A 19,397-nucleotide genomic window follows, 5' to 3' on the forward strand; every position below is an offset into this window, starting at 1 on the left:
TGTATTTTGTTCTTCAAGATCGCAGCCTCCTGGAGATAAGAGCGCAGTTTAACGGAGGGCGACCGCAGTGCAGCCACCCTCAACAAAATTAGGCAACGACTTGGCGATCGCGATCGCGGGCATCAACTGCAAGTACGAGACACAAAGCAGCGATCGCTGTTTGCCATTCCTGACGCACTTGGGCATCCTCTACAGCCTCAAATAATCCTACCAGGCGAGGAGTTGAGCGTTCTAGAGCGAGACGGGGAACGGGACGATGCAGCTCAACTAAGCGCATCAGGCTTTCCTGACGCTTTAGGAAATTAACCACCCATTGAGTCGTATGATCGGGGCCATCTGGGACGCGCTGCACCTTTAACTCGTTTTTGAGCCAATCATAAAAAGGCGGTAGCTTGTCTTCCAAAACGGTCTTTGCTATAGGCAAAGTTTGTTGCAGCAACGCGATATTTAAACTATCTAGTTTCTGCTGAATTGCAGGCGAGTTGAGCAAATCCTGCAAGCTGAATGAGAGTAGCGTTTCTACTTCAGAAGTCGATAGGTTGAGGTGTTGAGTAAAAGTATTCAGCATGGTTAATTTCTTGGTGACTGAGTATTAGTATTGCAGTTTGAAGATGGTGGGACTATGAGCTACCTCAGTTAGTCGCCACTTATTTTTGTTGGGGATTTTCCGAAAGCGTCAGCAGAAAAGCTAGATTTTCTTCGGCTTTCAAAGCGTGGGGAGCATTGGCAGGCATGAAGATAAAACCACCCGGTTCAAGTGCTATTTCTTGCCTTTGCAAAGTTAATAGCCCTCGCCCTTCAATGACGTGGACGGTTGCATTTCGAGGCGAGGAGTGTTCCGAAATATTTGTACCTGCGGCTAGACACAACAGCGTGTATTGACAGCAGGAATCTTTAAGCAAAACTTTGCTGAGGACTCCCTGCTGGGGATACTCAATCTTTTCTGACAATTGAATCGCTAAAGATGGATGAGGTATCAGTGTATTAGTCATGATTGATTCACTTTTTTAGGCGCGTTTTGCACGTAGGACGATGTAACCCAAATCCTGTTGATATTGCTGGAAGACACGGCGCATTGCCAAAACTCGTTTCCGCAGCGCTGGGCGCGTCAGAACATTCCACAGAATCCGGAGGGTATCCATAACGCCTTCGTCTTGAAGTACCCGATGCAGATTCAACAAACCCATTGACCCGGTTTGATGCTGTTGTACTTGCAGTCCGGCAGCTTCACAAGCAGCCAGCCAATTTGCCTGGGATAACGGGGTAGAATTGACCCGAATTACCTGTGCTAAAGCTTGATGAATCTCTGCTTCCTGGTTACGGGCGAGTAATTCGTGGCAAAGAAATTTGCCTCCTGGCTTCAAGCGATCGCGCACCCCAGCCAAAATCTTGGCTTTCCCTGGTACAGATTGCATGGTTAGAATCGCTTCTGCCAAAACATAATCAAACTGTTCGGAGATAGCATCCAGGTGGAAGACATCGCCCTCAATGATTTCCACCTGACCTGTTAACCCCGCCGCCTCGATGTTGGAACGGGCACGGGCTACACTTTCGGGGTTTTTCTCTACGCCGACCACCCGCACGCCGTAGCGTTGAGCTAGAGCGATCGCGCTGTAGCCAAAACTAGAAGCTAATTCCAGAACTGTCTCACCTGCTTGGAAGTCTGCCCACTCAAACAATTGCTCTGTCGCAATTCGTCCGCCGGGTCGCAACATTTTCTTGCCGGCTGCGGCTAGAACTTGATGTCCGGTGGCGGTTTGGAAGTCGAGGGTAGCGTTGGTCATTTCCTTGACCCTCCTGTGTGGTGATATCTTCACTTTGACAGGAAGGTTCAAGTAAGTCTTTGAGCTAGCTCATATTGGGGGAATTATCTACAGCAGTTCTCTATGAGATGTAGTAAAGTTTCACCCCACCCCTGCCCTTTCGGCGAACGGGCAGGGGTTCAATATTCGCCCCTCTCGGTTTACGGAGAGGGGTTGGGGGTGAGGTTCCTTAGGATTGTGGATTCAATAAAAGGCAAAATTCACGTTTTGTAGGGGAATGGCACTGCCATTCCCCTACCGAGTGCCCCTTCCCTTGTTGGGAAAGGGTTAACTAAGCGTCAATTAGCTGGACTGAGTGGCTAGTAAATCAGCAGGGAGACGCTTGAAGGAAAGGCGCTCATTTTCCACATCGACAAAGATGGTGTCGCCGTCGTTGAATTCACCTCGCAAAATCCCTTTAGCGATTTGCGTTTCCAGTTCCCGCTGAATCGCACGCTTGAGCGGACGCGCTCCATAAACGGGGTCATATCCGACTTCCGCTAAGAAGTAAAGGGAAGCATCGGAAAGTTTCAGAGACATCTTGCGATCGCTCAACCGTGATTCGAGCCGCTTGACTTGCAACTGCACAATCTGCCGCAATTCCTGCTTGTTCAAGCCGTGGAAGATGATAATCTCGTCGATCCGGTTCAGGAACTCCGGACGGAAACTCGTCCGCATCGCATCCATCACCCGACTCCGCATTTCTTCGTAACGGGATTCATCGCTAGCAACATCTAGGATAAACTGCGATCCGATATTGCTGGTCATGATAATAATCGTGTTCTTGAAGTCTACGGTGTGACCGTGAGAATCGGTGACGCGACCATCATCAAGAATTTGCAGCATGATGTTGAACACATCCGGGTGTGCCTTTTCGATTTCGTCGAACAGCAACACCGCGTAGGGACGACGCCGGATGGATTCTGTCAGCTGTCCGCCTTCGTCATAACCGACATAGCCGGGAGGCGCACCAATTAAGCGAGAGACGCTGTGCTTCTCCATATACTCGGACATATCGATCCGTACCAAGGCTTCTTCTGTATCGAACAGGTAAGCTGCCAAGGCTTTTGCGAGTTCTGTCTTCCCGACGCCCGTGGGACCGAGGAAAATGAAACTAGCCGTTGGGCGATTCGGATCGGCTAAACCAGCACGCGCCCGCTGGATGGCATCGGCAACTGCTGTCACCGCTTCGGCTTGCCCAATCACGCGCTTGTGCAGTTCATCTTCTAATTGCAGAAGTTTTTCTTTCTCCGATTCAACCAGTTTGCTGATGGGGATACCCGTCCACTTGGAAATGATTTCAGCAATGTCGGACTCGGTGACTTCTTCCCGTAAAAGTGACTTACCACTATGCTGAGTTTGAACGAGTTGGGCTTCTGTCTCTTCTAGCTGATGTTGCAACTCGGTCAACTTGCCGAATTTCAGCTCAGCCGCTCGGTTAAGGTCGTATTCTCGTTCCGCTTGTTGAATTTCCACATTCACCCGATCGATTTCTTCTTTCAGGGTTTTGCGGCGTTCGAGAACATCTTTTTCAGCTTGCCACTGTGCATTGAGCGTCCGTTGATCTTCTTTGAGATCGGCAAGTTCTTTTTCCAGTCTTTGTAACCGTTCTCTAGAAGCCGGATCGCTTTCTTTTTGCAGCGATAGCCGTTCCATTTCCAACTGGAGGATCTTGCGGTCGATTTCGTCGAGTTCCTCTGGCTTAGAGGTACTTTCCATCTTCAATCGCGCCGCCGCTTCATCTACTAAGTCAATCGCTTTATCTGGGAGGAAGCGATCGCTAATATATCTTGTAGAGAGCGTCGCTGCTGCTACTAACGCACTGTCAGAAATTTTCACGTTGTGGTGCGTTTCGTAGCGATCTTTCAACCCCCGCAGAATCGAAACTGTATCTTCGACGCTGGGCTGATCGATATAAACTTGTTGGAAACGACGTTCTAGCGCCGCATCTTTTTCGATGTATTTGCGATATTCATCCAGGGTTGTGGCACCAATACAGCGCAATTCACCCCGCGCCAGCATCGGCTTGAGCAAGTTACCTGCATCCATCGCGCCTTGAGTTGCACCCGCACCGACAACGGTGTGGATCTCATCAATGAACATGATAATGCTGCCCTGAGAATCGGTGACTTCCTTAAGAACCGCTTTCAAGCGTTCTTCAAATTCACCCCGATATTTGGCACCCGCAATCAACGCACCCATATCGAGAGCAATCAGTTTGCGATCGCGCAACGACTCCGGGACGTCCCCGCTGACAATTCGCTGTGCCAAACCTTCAGCGATCGCAGTTTTCCCTACCCCCGGTTCCCCAATTAGCACTGGGTTATTCTTGGTGCGACGAGACAGAATCTGAATCGTGCGGCGAATCTCATCATCGCGCCCAATTACCGGATCTAACTTCCCTTGGCGAGCGAATTCTGTTAAGTCGCGCCCGTATTTTTCTAAGGATTCGTACTTGCCTTCTGGATTTTGATCAGTCACTTTTTGGCTCCCGCGAACTTGGGCGATGATAGTTCTTAGCTTGTTTTCGTCCAGCTTAAATTCTTGAAACAAAGCCTTACCAAAGCGATCGTCTTTGGGATAAGCCAGCATCATGTGTTCGATGGAGATGAAGTCGTCTCCATACTCTTTGCGAAATGCTTCAGCCCGATCTAGCAGAGAATCCAAGCTACGTCCGACATAAACTGAAGTGCTACTGCCGGAAGTTTTTGGCTGACGCTTGATGAAATCTTCGGTGCGTTCTCTGACTCGCGACACATTTACACCCGCTTTGTTCAGAATACTGCTGACGAGTCCTTCTTGCTCCAGCAGTGATTTCATCAAGTGTTCGCTTTCGATTTGTTGATGCTGGGCAGATTTAACAATATCTGGGGTGCGAGTGATGGCTTCCCAGGCTTTTTCTGTAAATTGGTTGGGGTTGGTTGGTTGCATAAGGAGTTACTCAATTAATAAACCCTAGAGACACCCATAACATACAGAAATTTGCAGTTCATCCCACTTATGGCTGTCCCTATCAGTCATTGTAAGTAGACTGGCTACACTCCTAGGATCGGTGTTCACGGCTTTTAGATAGGTATCTCCGTCCGTTTTTAAGCTTCCGGTTCAACTCCAAGCGCCCGTAACTGTGCTGCTAATCGCTCGGCGCGTTGGCGCTCTTGCTCGGCGCGTTCGTAACCCGTCAACAAGAGATTTCCTTCTCGATCCCACCAGCGCAACCAGGGCAGCGTAGCATTTTGATATTCACCCTGCCAAATTCCCAACTCTACTCCTAGAAGTGAAATTGGATAGTGTCCCCGCTCGTTAGCACTCTCAATTGGATTTTTATGCCCATAACGATTAATTTCTGTTATTAACTCTTAGATACCAGCTTTTTATTCATCACTGCCTGTTGTTGGTGCAAATAGCGGAAGCCAAGCTAAGACCTTACCGAAAAGGCTTCGCTAAAGCGGCGAGTCACCGGCTCAATTAAGAAAGTGAGAACTGATTTTTTGCGCGTAATAATTTCTCCAGTTGCCGCCATACCTGGAGTAAAAGCGACTTTTTGATTTTGCACCTGAATTGAATGCTGTTTAAGTTTAATTCGGGTGGGGAAAATTAAGCCTAATTCTCGATCGGCGATCGCATTCGGACTCACTTGCACCACTTCACCCTCAACTGTGCCAAATTCCTGAAACGGGAAAGTAGCCATTTTGACTTTTGCCTTCATTCCTTTACGGATAAAGCCAATATCGCGGTTGACGACTTTCACTTCTACCAACAATTCTTCGGATTCGGGAAGAATCGATAACAACTCCTCTCCCGCCTGCACCGACCCTTTGGTTGCTTTGACACTGTAGACTGTCCCTGTAACCGGAGACTCGATGGTTTCTACTTCTCGCTGCTTTTTCGCTACCTCCAACTGACCAGCAACAGTGGTTAGTTCTTCTTGGCGCTGGTTAAACTCACTTAGAATTTCACTTTGACGCACAGACTTTAATTGGTCTGCCTGATTGCGAACAGATTGATACGCTTGTTCAGCTTGGCGAATCGCTTGCACTTGAGCAGCGATATCTTTTTCTAGAGAAGTTATTTTGTCCTGAGCTTCCGTGACTTTGTTTTGAACATTCGTAATATTATCTTGGGCTGTGGTAACTTCAGCTTGCGCCCTCACGACTCTCTCTTGTGCATCAACGTAATCGAGTCGAGGGACAGCACCGGGAATTAGGAGAGTGGTAAGAGCCTTTTCTCTTTTTTCGGCTAAAGCGAGGCTGTTGTTCGCTTTGTTGAGAAGGCTTTTGCTGTTGGCGAGATTGCTTTCGGCGTTGACTCGGTTGGTTTTGGCGTTGGCGAGGTTTTCTTGCAGACGGGTAAGGCGAACTTTAGCTTCATTGATGACCGCAATTTGGCGATTCGCTTCAGCGATCGCAGCGGCTCTTTTTGCTTCAAAATCTTGTAGCCGAGCGGTTAAAAGCTGGTCTTGCAAAGCGGTTCCGGCAGTTGCAGCTCCAGTTCGTTCTGCTTCCAGACGCCCTAAATCTTCCCGAATCAGCTGGGTAGATTTAGCGAGGCGGTCAACTTCTGCTTGCGGCAGATCGGGGTCGCGTTCGATCAGAACGTCGCCTTTTTGAACGCGATCGCCTTCTTTGACTTTTACGGCTTTGATTGTGCCTCCTCCTAGCGATCGCAGGGGTCGCACTTGCGTTGAGGCAATCAGTTCGCCGGGAGCGATCGCGACTTCATCCACTTGGCTGTAGTGTGCCCAAGCGATCGCCCCAAATACCAGTAAGCTAATGCTTGCTGCCAATAACCGCGTGTACAGTGGCGGCAGCTCTTGCACTGCTTTCCCTAATTCATAGGAGAGTGAATCCTCTGGATTCGCTAGCTGCTGTCTTGTTTGACGAGCTTGAGCAGGTGTTGACGCTAAGGGCGATCGCATAAAATTTTGACTCAAAGGCTTTGAGCGGGCAGAGAGACACTCTAGCTGCGATTCTATCGACTGAATCCGGCAATGGATTGTCGAAAATTAAGAATTTTGGCGTAAGTTATTGTAATTGTAAGTAAATTTACGCGAAAAACTATTGTCCTTCTCCCCCTAGAGAGATTTTGATCGAGTTATATATAAGATACTTTTTTGAATTGTTGGGTGCATTTAAAACCGTGAATGTGGTGAGCAAGACCTTAGAGACGCTTGGCATCGACATATCGCGGCAAATCCTCAGATATTCAATAATTTCGATTACCTCACCATCGGCAATTGGCGCAACTTCAATTTTTGCATTCATGGCTTGAGAGAAAGTGCTAGTTGTTGCGTTCAGATAATTTAAAAACCACTGTTTAGTCAATTAATATAACTTTATTTATTGCGCTTGCGATCTTAGCATTCTTAAAAATGTTCTGTCTCTAGATTTAAGGAATTACCCCGTTGTTGCACAATTTTGTGAAGACTTAAAATTGGTAATATATCAGTCTTACGATGCTCCATCGTGGAGAAAGCAAGCAAATGTTAAATGGATTTAAATTCTCAAATGAGCGCCAGTTTTTAAGTGCAGATTTCGCTAATTTTGCACCGCTAGAGTTTGATTCAAAAATAGCCGGAATCTGGTCAGGATTTAGAGGGCTGGGCGATCTGCTACAGCAAAGAAGTCTATTTAAAAGTAGCGCGATCGCTGCGGCTTCTACCGTCAGTGAGGTCGGCGGTACAATTGACACCACCGACCTGAAAAACCCCATCCGTGGCGGTAGCCTTCGGGATGACTATCTGTTGACTGGCATTAGCGCCGGAGAGCAGGTGGAGGTGAAACTAAACTCCACAGAATTTGACGCTTACCTGCAAGTGGTAAATGCCTCTACTGGAGCGGTTGTTACCTTCAACGATGATTTTGAGGGTCTGAACTCTCAAGTAACTTTTACAGCCGCTCAGGGCATTGATTACATTGTTCGAGCCACGACTTATGAACCAGATGCTACTGGTAACTATACTCTTCGTAGCAATTTGGGAGTCCTCAAACCAGCGTCTCCCATCAGTGGAAACCAAAGCTTTAGCGGCGCGATCGCGAATAGCGACCCAAGCAACCCCATTCGTGAAGGCAGTTTTTACGATGGCTATGTGTTAGGCGATTTAGTTGCCGGTCAGCAGGTGCAGGTGAACCTTGATTCGCCTAGTTTTAATGCCTACCTGCAAGTGGTGAATGCTGGAACCGGAGCAGTTGTTGCAGAAAATAATGATTTCAGCGGTACGAACTCGCAGCTAACTTTCACGGTTGCTGAGGGAATTGATTATATTCTGCAAGCTACAACTTTTGAAAAGGGTGCGACTGGCGGCTACACTCTAACTACTAAAATCGCAAGTATTCCAGACCCTTTAGATGCCGGTAATACTCTAGGAACCGCAAAAGCTCAAACTTTAGCAGTTTTCTCAAACAACCAACAAGTCAATGCTAGCGATCGCGATGACTTTTATAGCTTTAATGTTGCTCAATCTGGCATCTTTACCGCTAATTTATCTGCATTGAGTGGTGATGCCGATGTCCGACTCATTCAAGACAGCAACAACAACAGCATTATCGATCAAGGCGAAGTGTTGGGTTGGCAATGGGAGCGCGGGACTAGCAACGAATCAATCCGTCGTTTCCTGAGTGCTGGTAATTACTTTTTGCAAGTAATGAGCTACAACAACCAAGCTGCTAACTATTCTGTGGCGACTACCTTTACTGCTGCTACCAGCGATCCTCTCAGTTTTTCAATCAAAGTCAATTTTGGTCAAGGCTTGGGTAGTTTGAGTACAGAAGCTCTCAATGCTATTACAGAAGCTGCAAAAGTTTGGGAAAAAATTATTCCCTACAGCACCTTTAGCGATTCCCAAATTCTAACCATTGATGTTACGGGGGATACTTTTGGTGAAGATGAATTTCTTGCTTTTGCAGGGCCAAAAGCCTTAGCCTCCGATGCTTTTGGTAATCAAATGACGATATCAGGAGCTTCAACGATTAACACGAGCTTGGCAAATACATACAACAACAATCCAAGTTTCTTACAAGAAACGATGGTGCATGAATTTGGTCACGTTCTAGGAATTGGAACACTTTGGTCAGATTACGGACGCGATTTCATTAATGTCTCCGATGCGACATATAGTGCTAATACCTATGCAGGGTGGGCTTATGGAGAATTAAAAGGTACATTTTTACAAACTGCTGTTCCCGTTCAAAAAGGCGTGTTTGGTCATTGGGATGAAAATGTCTTTGACAATGAATTAATGTCACCTATTGCTGAAAAAAGCTCTGAGTTATTGAGTCAATTAACGATTGCTTCTTTAAAAGATATTGGGTGGAATGTGAACTATGGGGGAGCGGAATCTTATACTCTACCTGGATTCAATACTCCTTCAAATTCATTAAATGCTAACGCTTCGCTGATGAATTCATCTTTTCCGTTACGCTGTGGCTGTGCCGCTCACTTAGCATCTTCAAGCTTAGCGACACTCGGATCTTCGAGCTTAGCTGAGCATATATTTAGTAAAGTAGCTTAATTCTCATCTTTCAAAATAATGTACAACCCCATAGGAGTTAGAAACCTCTGAGGAGCTTTTGAGTCAAATTTGCTATATTCCGACCTGGGAGGAATTCTTTCGTGGATTTTCTAACCTGCGTGACTTGCATAACGATAGGAACTCATACCAAGTTGCTTTCAGACAGGGTAGGTTGGGGAGCCATACAAAAAGCAGGGTTCCCCCCGTTGAGCGCCGTAGTGTTTGAGGTAACGAAACCCAACAAGCCGTTTGAGTTTGATTTCGCGCTCGTTAAAACTAACCTACGATCTTCTCCTCTACAAAGTTTAAGTAGGGAAAGGCAAATTGGGAGCAATTCTCAAAGAGCGAATATGACGATGACAATCAAGTTACTTCCCTACGAAATTTTAGCGAGAACCGCAATTAGCTATGCTGATATTTCTCTGAGTTTTACCAATCCATCTAAAAAAAATCAGTTGATTGAAATTAGCAAAATAGAAATAGTGCCAGCGAAATCTGAGGAAGTTCTTATGAATGCAACTCCTCAAGAATTGGAACGTCCCGCTAAAGTAGTGCTAAAGCCAGGAGAAAGTAAAGTATTGGAGTATCGCCTCAAATGCAAATCGAAAATTTATCGGCGGGGTGAGAACGCGATCGCTCGCATTCACTATCAGCTAAATGGTCAAAGCCAAACCGTTGCTCAGTCAAAGTCTCAAGCAGTTGCCTTTATGATTCCTTAAAATCACCAGACAAGTCTGAATAACAGTGACATTTGCATCTAGTGGTGCAAAATCAAGTACCCAAGTAACGGCGCAAGAAAGTCTCTAGAGATTCCATCTTCATTCCAAAAATTGACTCCAAATTGTCAACTTCGTGGGGTGTGCAGAAAAATTCATTATCCAGTAACGTCCGGAGAGTTCCCAAAGCTTTAGACGCTTGAGGATTTAACAATCCCAGCGCTCCGCGTACCCCATCAAATACCAATAGTGGTGGGTTAATCACGATCGGTTCTTGGTTGAAGATGCGACTGAAAATACGAGGAATATCTTGGCGCTGGAGGATATCTGGACCTCCCACAGGGAAAATTTGATTCCGGGCACCTTCAACGTTGACGGAGTCTATCGCAATCCTCGCTAAGTCATCGGTACTCACAATCGAAGTCCGGCTTTTGGGATCGCCGATAAGCAGATAAATCCCAGTATCCCGAAATCGTTCTGCTAAGGGTAAAAGGTTAGAGGCAAAACCTGAAGGACGCAGGATAGTGTAATTGAGTCCGCTGGCTTGGAGATACTTTTCTACTTCCCGCTTCGCCTTAAAGGATGGTGCGTCTTCGTACCCGCGATCTGCTCCCAGTACCGAAATGAAAACAAAGTGCTGGACGCCAGCTTCTTTTGCCCGGTCAATGAGTTCAATATTCGCTCGGTAGCCTAACGCTTGAGCATCGCTCTCACCGCCGTGAGCAGCGATGATGTACTGAACGCCTTGGCAAGCTTTTTCGATATCTTTATCGCGCTGCAAATCACCAATAAAGATTTCTGCTCCTCGGTGTTCCAGTTCGCTGTAACGGGATGTCAGGCGGACAAATGCTCGCACCGGCATTTCCTTCTCCCGCAGCAGCCGCACAATTCGGCGTCCGAGTCCGCCTGTAGCTCCAGTTACTAAAAACATGATTTTAAGTTCCTAATCAATTTTGGGTATTGGATTGATGCTGGAAAATTTAAAATTCTACAATCACGGGGGTATGATCGCTGGGTTTGGGCAATTTTCTGGGGGAGCGATCGATGGTGCAGCTGGATGAACGTTCGTAAAGGTCTGGCGTCAAGTAGTGATGGTCAATCCGCCAACCCCAGTTGCGTCGAAACGCTCCAGTTCGATAGTCCCACCAGCTGAAGTGTCCTGTTTCTATTGTGAATTTTCTAAAGGCATCTGCCAAACCCAACTCTAAAATGCTGCTCAAGGCTTGACGCTCTAGATCGGATGCCATAATCCGACCCTTATAACTGAGTGGATCGTGAATATCTCGGTCTTCGGGGGCGATATTGAAATCGCCGCAGATACAGAGGGAACTGGGTTGTTTTTCTAGCAGTGTTTGCAGGTACTTGCGGAGGGCTTTCAGCCAAAGCAGCTTGTATTCGTATTTCTCGCTACCGACGGCTGAGCCATTGGGCACATAGAGATTCACGATGCGGACGCCATCGATAACGCCAGTAATGACCCGCTTCTGTTCGTCAAAATCCTCTCTACCCAAAATTGGGGCAAACCCGGTGCTGACATCCTCAAGGGGCGCACGGCTGAGAAGGGCAACCCCGTTATAAGATTTTTGACCGGAAATGTAGAGATTAAGCCCTAGTTCCTCAAAGGGCGATCGCGGAAAATCCTTATCTACCACTTTAGTTTCTTGCAGGCACAGGACATCGACTGGATTATCCTGCAACCACTGCACCACCTGCTCTAAGCGAGAGCGAACTGAATTGACGTTCCAAGTAGCGATTTTCATGGGTTATTCACGATTGGTCATTGGTCATTGTTCATTAGTCATCGGTCATTGACAACCGACTAATGACGAATGACCAATGACTCATGATTATTCCCAAATCTTGCAACTCAAATCCCCAGCCTTTTGCGTGAGGCGGAAGTTTTCGCGGTAATCTACTGGACAATCAATCACCGAGGGAACGTCCTGTTCTAGGGCAGTTTCCAAGGTTGGAATCAGATCCGCAGCGGATTCAACTCGGTAGCCTTTAAGTCCCATACTTTCTGCTAATTTGACAAAATCGGGATTGCTAAAGTGGACAAACGCAGATTCACCAAAGTGATTGTGTTGCTTCCACTCAATCAAGCCATAGCCTCCATCATTAAAGATTAAGGTGACAAAGGCAGTGCCGACCCGAAGGGCAGTTTCTAATTCCTGGCAATTCATCATAAAACCGCCATCTCCCGTTACCGCAATGACTTTCTTCTGGGGATAAACCAACTTGGCGGCTAAGGCACCGGGAATGGCGATACCCATTGCAGCAAAACCATTGGAGATGATGCAGGTATTCGGGCGATCGCAGTGATAGTGACGGGCAATCCACATTTTGTGCGCCCCGACATCTGAAATCACAATATCTTCTGGCCCCATAACTTGCCGCAAGTCATAAATTATTTTTTGCGGCTTAATCGGAAACCCATCGTCATTGGCATACTCTTCATAATCCGCACGGATATCTGCCCGTAATTGCAAGGCATAAGGATCGGGTTTGCCTTGCCGGTCAGCTCGGTTTAAGATTTCCCGTAGCGAGTCGGAAATATCCCCCACTACTTCTACTAGGGGAATATAGCTACTATCAATTTCTGCTGGCGTATCTCCAATGTGGATAATCGGAATTTCTCCGAGGGGATTCCACTTTTTCGGGGAATATTCAATCAAGTCGTAACCAATTGCAATTACCAAATCCGTTTGGTCAAACGCACAGCTGATATGGTCTCGCTGTTGCAATCCTACCGACCACAAGGCGAGGGGATGGGTGTAGGGAATGACTCCTTTGCCCATAAAGGTATTCACTACTGGAATATTCAACTTCGTGGCAAATTCGGTCAGTGCAAGGCTAGCGTCTGCACGAATCGCCCCATTTCCCACCATAATCAAAGGATTTTTTGCCTGGGAAATGGCTTCAGATGCCTGTTCAAGGCTATGGAAGGCAGCAAAGGTTTTTTCCCCACAATTCTTGTGTAGGGGCTTGCCAGTGGCTGTCATTTCGGCAATGTTTTCCGGCAAATCGATGTGAACTGCCCCTGGTTTTTCGCTCTGAGCAATCTTAAACGCTTTGCGGATAATTTCCGGTGTGTTGCTGGGACGAACAATTTGAGTATTCCATTTGGTAACTGGCTCAAACATCGCCACCAAATCCAGATATTGGTGGGATTCGATGTGCATCCGGTCTGTGCCCACCTGTCCGGTAATTGCCACTAGTGGCGCACCATCAAGGTTCGCATCGGCAACGCCAGTCATCAGGTTGGTGGCACCTGGTCCCAGCGTGGAGAGGCACACTCCGGCTTTTCCGGTCAGGCGTCCGTAGAGATCCGCCATGAAGGCAGCACCTTGTTCGTGGCGAGTAGTAATAAATTTAATCGAAGAGGTTTTTAGGGCTTCCAATATGTCTAGATTTTCTTCGCCAGGAAGCCCGAAAATGTATTCGACTCCTTCATTTTCCAGACATTTAACTAATAGTTCAGCAGTATTCATTTTTCTTACTCCCCTCTGTATGCTCTTGGCATCTGTAGTGGTTCGTTTCTGTGTAGGGGCCAGATGCGTGAATCGCCCCTATTTAGCCCAATACGGGCGCACGGCTGTCCGCCCGTATTGACATCCCCATCCCGCAAGTGGGATGGGATTTAATTCATCGTTAGAATGCACCACCGCTTATTTCACCCACACGGTTTTGATGTTGACAAACTCGTGAATTCCCTCTTTGCTTAACTCGCGTCCGTATCCGGAACGCTTGATACCGCCAAAGGGGAGACGCGGATCGGATTTAACCATGCCGTTAATAAACACGGCACCGGCTTCGAGTTCGTCAATCAAGCGATCGCGTTCTGCCTCTACTTGAGTCCAAGCACTGGCACCCAGTCCAAAGGGCGAGGCATTGGCAAGTGCGATCGCGGCGTTGATATCTGGCACCCGGAATAGCAGCGCCACAGGGCCAAAAAATTCCTCCGCTTCTGCTGGGCTACCGGCTGGGATATCTGTCAAAATTGTCGGCAGATAAAAGTTACCAGGACGGTCAGATAATGGCTGTCCACCTGTGAGAACTTTTGCTCCCAATTTGGCGCTTTCTTGAACTTGCCAATCCAAATCTTTGAGAATCGATGGGGTTGCCAGTGGCCCTATATCGGTTTCCGGATGCATCGGATCGCCGATTTTGAGTGCCTCAAACTTCTCAATCAGGCCTTTTTCAAATTGGTCTGCGATCGCATCCACGACAATGAACCGTTTCGCAGCAATGCAAGATTGACCGTTATTCAGCATTCTGGCACTCACTGCTGTCGCAATGGCTGCATCCAAATCGGCGCTTTCTAGGACAATATACGGGTCGCTTCCCCCCAATTCCAGAACGGTTTTCTTAATTTGTTTTCCAGCGGTGGCGGCGAGGCTCATCCCGGCGGGTTCGCTTCCGGTTAAGGTTGCGGCTTTCACCCGCTCGTCTGATACAATTGCAGCGACTTTATCTGCCCCCACTAGCAAGGTTTGAAAGACACCTTCTGGGAATCCGGCTTTGTGGAAAATCTCCTCCAGAGCCAATGCACACTGAGGCACGTTAGAGGCGTGCTTGAGTAACCCGACGTTTCCCGCCATCAGCGCCGGTGCAGCAAACCGAAACACTTGCCAGAAGGGGAAATTCCAAGGCATGACTGCCAAGATGACGCCTAAAGGCTGATAGCGCACAAAGCTGTGGCTGGCGTCGGTTTGGGCTGGAACATCCGCGAGGAATTCGGGGGCGCGTTCGGCGTAGAAGCGACAGACGAGGGCGCATTTTTCCACTTCTGCGATCGCTGATTTTAAAGTTTTCCCCATTTCTAGGGTCATTATTTTGCCAAAGCGTTCGCGATCGCTCTCTAAAATCTCAGCAGCGGCATTCAGCCAATCTGCCCTTTTTTGCATGGGTGTCTGCCGATACTGTTTAAAGCTTGATTGCGCTAGTGCTAGCTTCGTTTCAATCTCCGTATCTGTTAGTGCCTCAAACGTTTGAAGCGTTTCCCCAGTTGCTGGGTTAATCGTGGCTATACCCATTGCTTCAACCTCCAATGCCTAATTAGGATCGGGGTAGCCCTCAAATCGTGAAGGCTGATTCACCCCATTCATCAACCCGCGCTTTTTTCAAATGCGAACTCCTAGCCGCATCTAAAACGGCATCTACTCTATAGGTCGCATCTGCTTAAAGTTAGTTTCCAGACGCAATTCCTCGCGTCTTATTGCTCCGGTTAATCCCGGGCTAACTCCGGATGATGTGGTACGACTACCAGTCTGCTATCTTGCTACTCCCGAAGATTTCTATTCTAGGTTGCCCCCTAGCCTATGTTTAGTAAGTGCTAAGCATACTTACAAGAATTGTATTTTCTTAACAAATTCTTTAGGTTATTGTAAATTTTATGTACAATAGCAATGTCAATGATAATAAGGCTCCTACTAACTTGGCTCGTCTTTTCCTCTAGATCGAGCATCGGCTCTCCAACTTAGTAGGTTACACGCGAGCCATTCCATTGCAAGCGCTTCGCCACCGCTTAAGGAGTGCCTCGTCCACTCTTCTGGTGAGGGTGACTGCCAGTCTAGAAATTAGCTGGAAATAGAGGATGGATGATTTGGAACTTTCCCACCGTACCCGTCAAAATTTTTTGAGCAGTAGCAATCAGTGTCTTACTGCCAAGTTGCCTGTGGTATTGGCAGTCGATGACGATGAAGACAACTTATTATTGCTTGCTTACGTTTTAGAGCCGCTAAATTGCTCAATCATCACAGCAATTGACGGTCATAGTGCTTTTGAAAAGGCACGAACCGAACAGCCAAACCTGATTTTGCTGGATATTATGTTGCCTGACTTAGATGGTCTTCAAATTGTCCGTCAACTCAGGGAAGATCCTGAAACCCGGACAATTCCTGTTATCGCCGTCACGGCGCTGGCAAGGGCGGAAGACAGAGATCGCATTCTCACGGCAGGCTGCAATGACTATATTAGCAAGCCTTACTTGCTGGAGGATCTAGAGGCTGTTGTCCGGCGCAACCTGAGATGGAATCCGTCTCAGGTCGATTCGGTGGAATTCAGTCTGGATTGCGCGTCGTAGGGGTTGCGGCTAAAATCGCAACGGTACTGGTACGACTTGTTTTTAGGGCGGAGTCGATCATCAGATCGATGACTGGGACTTTCACCACTTCCTCAATTAGCTGTTTGAGTTGCAGTTGTAGGACGTGGTTTATATTCTCTCGAACTCTCTGTGCCAGCCTTTGCTGACCGCTTTGTGCCAGAAGTTGTTCGGGTCGAGTAATAGAATCTTCGATAAGAATCGCAATTTTGTCACCCATAAATTGGCAAGTCACCTGACCAGGCTGGTGACTTAGTTGGGCGTGGTAGAAAGCCCGAATTTCCTGTGACAGGGTTCGTTCTAATTCACCACGAGTGGGTTGGATTGTGTCCTGCATAGCGATCGCTCTCAGGAAAGGTAAATTCTTTCACCTTTTTTATTAGACTGTAACAGTGCGAGCAATTTTCCGGACATCTCCTAAAGATAGAGATCCACAACATTGGAAAATTTCAATATTTAGTATCTTGACAATGTTAGTTGTTAAGCGCTAATTCCCTGATGAGGGTAAAGAGTGCCAATCTTACAAAGTAGGGATAGGGTTCGATTCCCCCAAGTATCCGAAACGGTTTTCAATATATTTGTGATGCTTTGCAGCTAACCAAGAAACGCCAAATGTATTCAAAAATTTAGTTTTTCAACGATTTTTAGCACAGAAGTGTGTATATATCTAGTGCTAAAAGTAACAATGAATATTAATGTTTAAGTTGTGCAGTTTTTTAACTAATTTTTTATAGAATCAGGGGACAAGCAACATCACCACTAGCTTGCTGTGTTCTCTTGCCAAGATGAACTTAAAAGATCAACCTAGTGGGGAAGCTACGAGCCAATCGATTCCAAGCGCCAAAAAATGCCGCCTGGGGAATGCCTCGTAATACCGTTTCACTTTTCCCGCAGCCGATCCCTAAACCCTTGTAAAACAAGGGGCAAACAGGGAATCATTCGTGTACCGTCAATCAAGTGAATGGGTATAACTTGGGCAACCCCTCAGTTGTCCACTTCTGGAGAGGATAGCTTCGTATTTTGATGAGTTCCCCCGAACAACGCTTAAATCTGCACTCTTTCTCAAAACCTGCCTCCCAGGCAAATATCGAATCGCCTCTCATTTTGGTTGTAGAAGACAATGAAGACAACTTGCTACTCATGAGCGAAGTGCTGCTCGCTCTTGACTGCTCATTTATTACGACAAAGGAGGGTCGGGCAGCTTTATTTATGGCGCAACATTATCAGCCAAAGCTGATTTTGTTGGATATCCTTCTACCTGACATCCACGGCGTAGAAGTTGTGCGTTCTCTAAAACAGAACCCCGAAACGATGAAGATCCCCATTGTTGCTGTGACGGCTTTGGCAAGAGCAGAAGACCGGGAAGGTCTTCTGTTTGCAGGCTGCAATGACTACATTAGCAAGCCTTATGTCATTGATGAGTTAGAAGCTCTCATCGATCGCTATCTCAATTAATTTAAATAAATAAATCTAGATTTATAGATTGAGTCATCAATTGAAAATGGTTGTTTGTTAGTTGTTATAGAGAGACGGGATGCCGCGATCGCATAAGGGTCAGATACACCCTAAAAACTGAAAAAGGCTGCTGAGGGCAAACCATCAATATAAATCTATGCTGAGCTAGATACTTAGCAGCGAAGGGGGATTAATTACGAACTTTAGGGGCGTTTGCTAATACAGCAATCGTACCAGTACGACCTGTGTCTACTTTGGCATCGCTGAGCAGGTCAATCACGGATACGCCAACCACTTCCTCAATTAGCGCTTTCAGTTTTGGCTCAAGTGCTTTTTCTAAATCTGTCCTTACTTGCTCAGCCAGCTCTTCTTGACCACTATTTGCTAAAAGTTGTTCTGGTGCCGTGATGGCATTTTCTAGAATAATGGCAATTTTTTCATCAAAAATTTGACAGGTAATTTGACTAGGTTGATGCCCCAGTTGATCCCGGTATAAAGCTTGGATGCGTTGCGATAGAGTTCTTTCTAGTTGTCCGCGCGTCGGAGAGGAAGTATCCATACTTTAAAGATTTTAAAAAAATTCTATCATCAGATAGATGATAAATCTATCTGGTTGCCCTGTCAAAATCTTTAAAAAAAGACTCTCTAAAAGAGAGTTAAATGAAGACAGACTGTTACTAAAATCACTCGGCTGTTTGGGGATAGATGAGAATTTTGTAAGTTTCGGGGGTGGGAGCGATCGCTTGTTCCACAGCAGCAGCTAAATTTTGCAAAGGATAGCGATCGCTAATTAATGCTTCCACATCAATTCGCTGGTTGAATACGATATCTGCTGCCAAATTTTGTATCCGGTAAGAAGAACTATAGCTACCCATTAAATCAATTTCTCGGCGGTAGAGAATATTTGGATTAATCGGGATTTCTACTTCATCAGGAAACTCAGCAAAAAACAAAATTTTACCGCCCCGACGGGTACAATCGAGGGCTTGGAAAAAAGCTTTGTCACTGGGAACTGCAAGTAAAGTCGTATCCACTCCCAAACCGCCGGTAAGCTCTTTAATTTTAGTTGCTAAATCTGGGTCGCGGGGATCGAATGCAGCTTCTGCCCCCACACTCAAAGCTTTCTCGATCCGAGAAGGAATTAAGTCAGTCGCGATCGCTCTAGCTCCGAAATACTTCACCAGCATGATAAACATTAGCCCAATTGGGCCAGCACCTGTAATCAAAACGGTTTGCCCGGGAGCAACTTGGGCTTTTTTAACTGCTTTTAAACAGCAATTTGTCGGCTCCACAAAACTCGCTTGCTCAAAGCTGACATTATCCGGAATGGGAATTAATCCGCCACTGCGGACAATGTGACCGGGCACTTTCACATAATCTGCAAAACCGCCGCCGCTAGGCGTAAATCCAGCCGTGGTCGTGACGTTTTTGTAAACATCGCACATCGAGAAGTTGTCGTTGAGGCAATAGTCGCAGCGCATACAAGGAATATGGTGCATGACCACAACTCGTTGCCCAATCTGCCAGCCAGTCACTTCGCTTCCTACAGAAGTAATTACTCCAGCAGTTTCATGACCAAAAATGCGCGGTGGCTGGTAGAGAGGATAGCGAATTTTCTTGATGTCAGACTGACACAATCCCACAACCTTTACTTGTACCAGCACTTCATCGGGTGCAATTTCCGGCGTCGGCACTTCTTCGTAACTGAGCTGATTGACGCCTCTGAATACTTGTGCTTTCATGCTTTTCCTTAAACGATAAACGATGGACTTTATACTTTCGATAGCCGATTGTTTATAGCTAATTGTCTATTG

17 protein-coding genes and 1 pseudogene are annotated in these 19,397 nt (G+C 46.8%); 4 read left to right on the top strand and 14 right to left on the bottom strand.

Features of this window, described 5'->3' with window-relative positions:
• Positions 1-88 precede the first annotated feature (88 nt).
• From NDA03_RS06165 to NDA03_RS06195, 7 genes and pseudogenes are all read right to left on the bottom strand, one after another.
• A complete protein-coding gene (locus NDA03_RS06165; RefSeq protein ID WP_348237595.1) occupies positions 89-568 on the bottom strand; it encodes a hypothetical protein in 480 nt (159 codons plus the stop codon).
• Between the two features lie 79 nt (positions 569-647).
• Positions 648-992 carry a cupin domain-containing protein gene (locus NDA03_RS06170; protein ID WP_190412689.1) on the bottom strand — a complete coding sequence of 115 codons (345 nt, stop codon included), beginning with the start codon at positions 990-992 and terminating at the stop codon, positions 648-650.
• 15 nt (positions 993-1,007) lie between these two features.
• Positions 1,008-1,784, bottom strand: coding sequence for a class I SAM-dependent methyltransferase (locus tag NDA03_RS06175; protein WP_190527961.1), 777 nt, complete (start codon positions 1,782-1,784; stop codon positions 1,008-1,010).
• A 321-nt stretch (positions 1,785-2,105) separates the two neighbouring features.
• A complete protein-coding gene (clpB, locus tag NDA03_RS06180) occupies positions 2,106-4,733 on the bottom strand; it encodes an ATP-dependent chaperone ClpB (protein WP_190527959.1) in 2,628 nt (875 codons plus the stop codon).
• 158 nt (positions 4,734-4,891) lie between these two features.
• Positions 4,892-5,107: pseudogene (locus NDA03_RS06185) on the bottom strand (Uma2 family endonuclease); the annotation flags it as partial.
• 110 nt (positions 5,108-5,217) lie between these two features.
• Positions 5,218-6,717, bottom strand: a complete 1,500-nt coding sequence (locus NDA03_RS06190; RefSeq protein WP_348237680.1) for an HlyD family efflux transporter periplasmic adaptor subunit — start codon at positions 6,715-6,717, stop codon at positions 5,218-5,220.
• 139 nt (positions 6,718-6,856) lie between these two features.
• Positions 6,857-7,123 carry a hypothetical protein gene (locus tag NDA03_RS06195; protein ID WP_348237596.1) on the bottom strand — a complete coding sequence of 89 codons (267 nt, stop codon included), beginning with the start codon at positions 7,121-7,123 and terminating at the stop codon, positions 6,857-6,859.
• A 158-nt stretch (positions 7,124-7,281) separates the two neighbouring features.
• Between NDA03_RS06195 and NDA03_RS06200 the strand changes: the two genes are divergently transcribed.
• Together NDA03_RS06200 and NDA03_RS06205 are read left to right on the top strand one after the other, a co-directional pair.
• Entirely contained in the window at positions 7,282-9,309 is a 2,028-nt protein-coding gene (locus NDA03_RS06200; RefSeq protein WP_190412694.1) for a pre-peptidase C-terminal domain-containing protein, read from the top strand.
• Between the two features lie 356 nt (positions 9,310-9,665).
• The gene (locus tag NDA03_RS06205; RefSeq protein WP_190412695.1) at positions 9,666-10,028 is read left to right on the top strand and encodes a hypothetical protein; all 363 of its coding nucleotides are present in this window, start codon (positions 9,666-9,668) and stop codon (positions 10,026-10,028) included.
• 52 nt (positions 10,029-10,080) lie between these two features.
• On the opposite strand, the gene NDA03_RS06210 is transcribed toward NDA03_RS06205, so the two are convergent.
• The 4 genes from NDA03_RS06210 to NDA03_RS06225 all read right to left on the bottom strand — a co-directional run bounded on the left by NDA03_RS06210 (position 10,081) and on the right by NDA03_RS06225 (position 15,061).
• A complete protein-coding gene (locus NDA03_RS06210) occupies positions 10,081-10,956 on the bottom strand; it encodes an SDR family oxidoreductase (RefSeq protein WP_190412696.1) in 876 nt (291 codons plus the stop codon).
• A 49-nt stretch (positions 10,957-11,005) separates the two neighbouring features.
• Positions 11,006-11,785 carry an exodeoxyribonuclease III gene (xth, locus tag NDA03_RS06215; protein ID WP_348237597.1) on the bottom strand — a complete coding sequence of 260 codons (780 nt, stop codon included), beginning with the start codon at positions 11,783-11,785 and terminating at the stop codon, positions 11,006-11,008.
• 87 nt (positions 11,786-11,872) lie between these two features.
• On the bottom strand, positions 11,873-13,516 hold the full coding sequence (locus NDA03_RS06220; RefSeq protein WP_348237598.1) for an acetolactate synthase large subunit: 1,644 nt from the start codon (positions 13,514-13,516) through the stop codon (positions 11,873-11,875).
• A 177-nt stretch (positions 13,517-13,693) separates the two neighbouring features.
• A complete protein-coding gene (locus NDA03_RS06225; protein WP_348237599.1) occupies positions 13,694-15,061 on the bottom strand; it encodes an NAD-dependent succinate-semialdehyde dehydrogenase in 1,368 nt (455 codons plus the stop codon).
• 560 nt (positions 15,062-15,621) lie between these two features.
• On the opposite strand from NDA03_RS06225, the gene NDA03_RS06230 reads away from it, so the two are divergent.
• The gene (locus tag NDA03_RS06230; RefSeq protein WP_190412700.1) at positions 15,622-16,110 is read left to right on the top strand and encodes a response regulator; all 489 of its coding nucleotides are present in this window, start codon (positions 15,622-15,624) and stop codon (positions 16,108-16,110) included.
• Here the strand turns inward: NDA03_RS06230 and NDA03_RS06235 are convergent.
• Positions 16,088-16,465: a DUF2294 domain-containing protein gene (locus NDA03_RS06235; protein WP_190439629.1), complete on the bottom strand. Its 378-nt coding sequence runs from the start codon at positions 16,463-16,465 to the stop codon at positions 16,088-16,090. The two genes, NDA03_RS06230 and NDA03_RS06235, sit on opposite strands and share 23 nt — an antisense overlap.
• A gap of 686 nt (positions 16,466-17,151) precedes the next feature.
• Here NDA03_RS06235 and NDA03_RS06240 point away from each other — a divergent pair.
• On the top strand, positions 17,152-17,583 hold the full coding sequence (locus tag NDA03_RS06240) for a response regulator (RefSeq protein ID WP_190412702.1): 432 nt from the start codon (positions 17,152-17,154) through the stop codon (positions 17,581-17,583).
• Between the two features lie 190 nt (positions 17,584-17,773).
• Here NDA03_RS06240 and NDA03_RS06245 read toward each other — a convergent pair whose 3' ends face one another.
• Both NDA03_RS06245 and NDA03_RS06250 read right to left on the bottom strand, forming a co-directional pair.
• On the bottom strand, positions 17,774-18,142 hold the full coding sequence (locus NDA03_RS06245) for a DUF2294 domain-containing protein (protein WP_190412703.1): 369 nt from the start codon (positions 18,140-18,142) through the stop codon (positions 17,774-17,776).
• Positions 18,143-18,266: 124 nt separating this feature from the next.
• Positions 18,267-19,325 (bottom strand): zinc-dependent dehydrogenase, encoded by a 1,059-nt coding sequence (locus tag NDA03_RS06250; protein ID WP_348237600.1) that lies wholly within the window; start codon positions 19,323-19,325, stop codon positions 18,267-18,269.
• Positions 19,326-19,397: the final 72 nt, after the last annotated feature.

It is taken from the genome of Trichocoleus sp. Lan, assembly GCF_039961855.1.
Lineage (GTDB): Bacteria > Cyanobacteriota > Cyanobacteriia > Cyanobacteriales > FACHB-T130 > FACHB-T130.

Bases quoted from the DNA above. Each gene is read 5' to 3' on its own strand.
- NDA03_RS06190 (WP_348237680.1), bottom strand. From the start codon at position 6,717: ATGCGATCGCCCTTAGCGTCAACACCTGCTCAAGCTCGTCAAACAAGA.
- NDA03_RS06210 (WP_190412696.1), bottom strand. From the start codon at position 10,956: ATGTTTTTAGTAACTGGAGCTACAGGCGGACTCGGACGCCGAATTGTG.
- NDA03_RS06170 (WP_190412689.1), bottom strand. From the start codon at position 992: ATGACTAATACACTGATACCTCATCCATCTTTAGCGATTCAATTGTCA.
- NDA03_RS06240 (WP_190412702.1), top strand. From the start codon at position 17,152: ATGAGTTCCCCCGAACAACGCTTAAATCTGCACTCTTTCTCAAAACCT.
- NDA03_RS06245 (WP_190412703.1), bottom strand. From the start codon at position 18,142: ATGGATACTTCCTCTCCGACGCGCGGACAACTAGAAAGAACTCTATCG.
- NDA03_RS06235 (WP_190439629.1), bottom strand. From the start codon at position 16,465: ATGCAGGACACAATCCAACCCACTCGTGGTGAATTAGAACGAACCCTG.
- NDA03_RS06225 (WP_348237599.1), bottom strand. From the start codon at position 15,061: ATGGGTATAGCCACGATTAACCCAGCAACTGGGGAAACGCTTCAAACG.
- NDA03_RS06200 (WP_190412694.1), top strand. From the start codon at position 7,282: ATGTTAAATGGATTTAAATTCTCAAATGAGCGCCAGTTTTTAAGTGCA.
- NDA03_RS06220 (WP_348237598.1), bottom strand. From the start codon at position 13,516: ATGAATACTGCTGAACTATTAGTTAAATGTCTGGAAAATGAAGGAGTC.
- NDA03_RS06205 (WP_190412695.1), top strand. From the start codon at position 9,666: ATGACAATCAAGTTACTTCCCTACGAAATTTTAGCGAGAACCGCAATT.
- NDA03_RS06250 (WP_348237600.1), bottom strand. From the start codon at position 19,325: ATGAAAGCACAAGTATTCAGAGGCGTCAATCAGCTCAGTTACGAAGAA.
- NDA03_RS06230 (WP_190412700.1), top strand. From the start codon at position 15,622: ATGGATGATTTGGAACTTTCCCACCGTACCCGTCAAAATTTTTTGAGC.
- clpB (WP_190527959.1), bottom strand. From the start codon at position 4,733: ATGCAACCAACCAACCCCAACCAATTTACAGAAAAAGCCTGGGAAGCC.
- NDA03_RS06165 (WP_348237595.1), bottom strand. From the start codon at position 568: ATGCTGAATACTTTTACTCAACACCTCAACCTATCGACTTCTGAAGTA.
- NDA03_RS06175 (WP_190527961.1), bottom strand. From the start codon at position 1,784: ATGACCAACGCTACCCTCGACTTCCAAACCGCCACCGGACATCAAGTT.
- xth (WP_348237597.1), bottom strand. From the start codon at position 11,785: ATGAAAATCGCTACTTGGAACGTCAATTCAGTTCGCTCTCGCTTAGAG.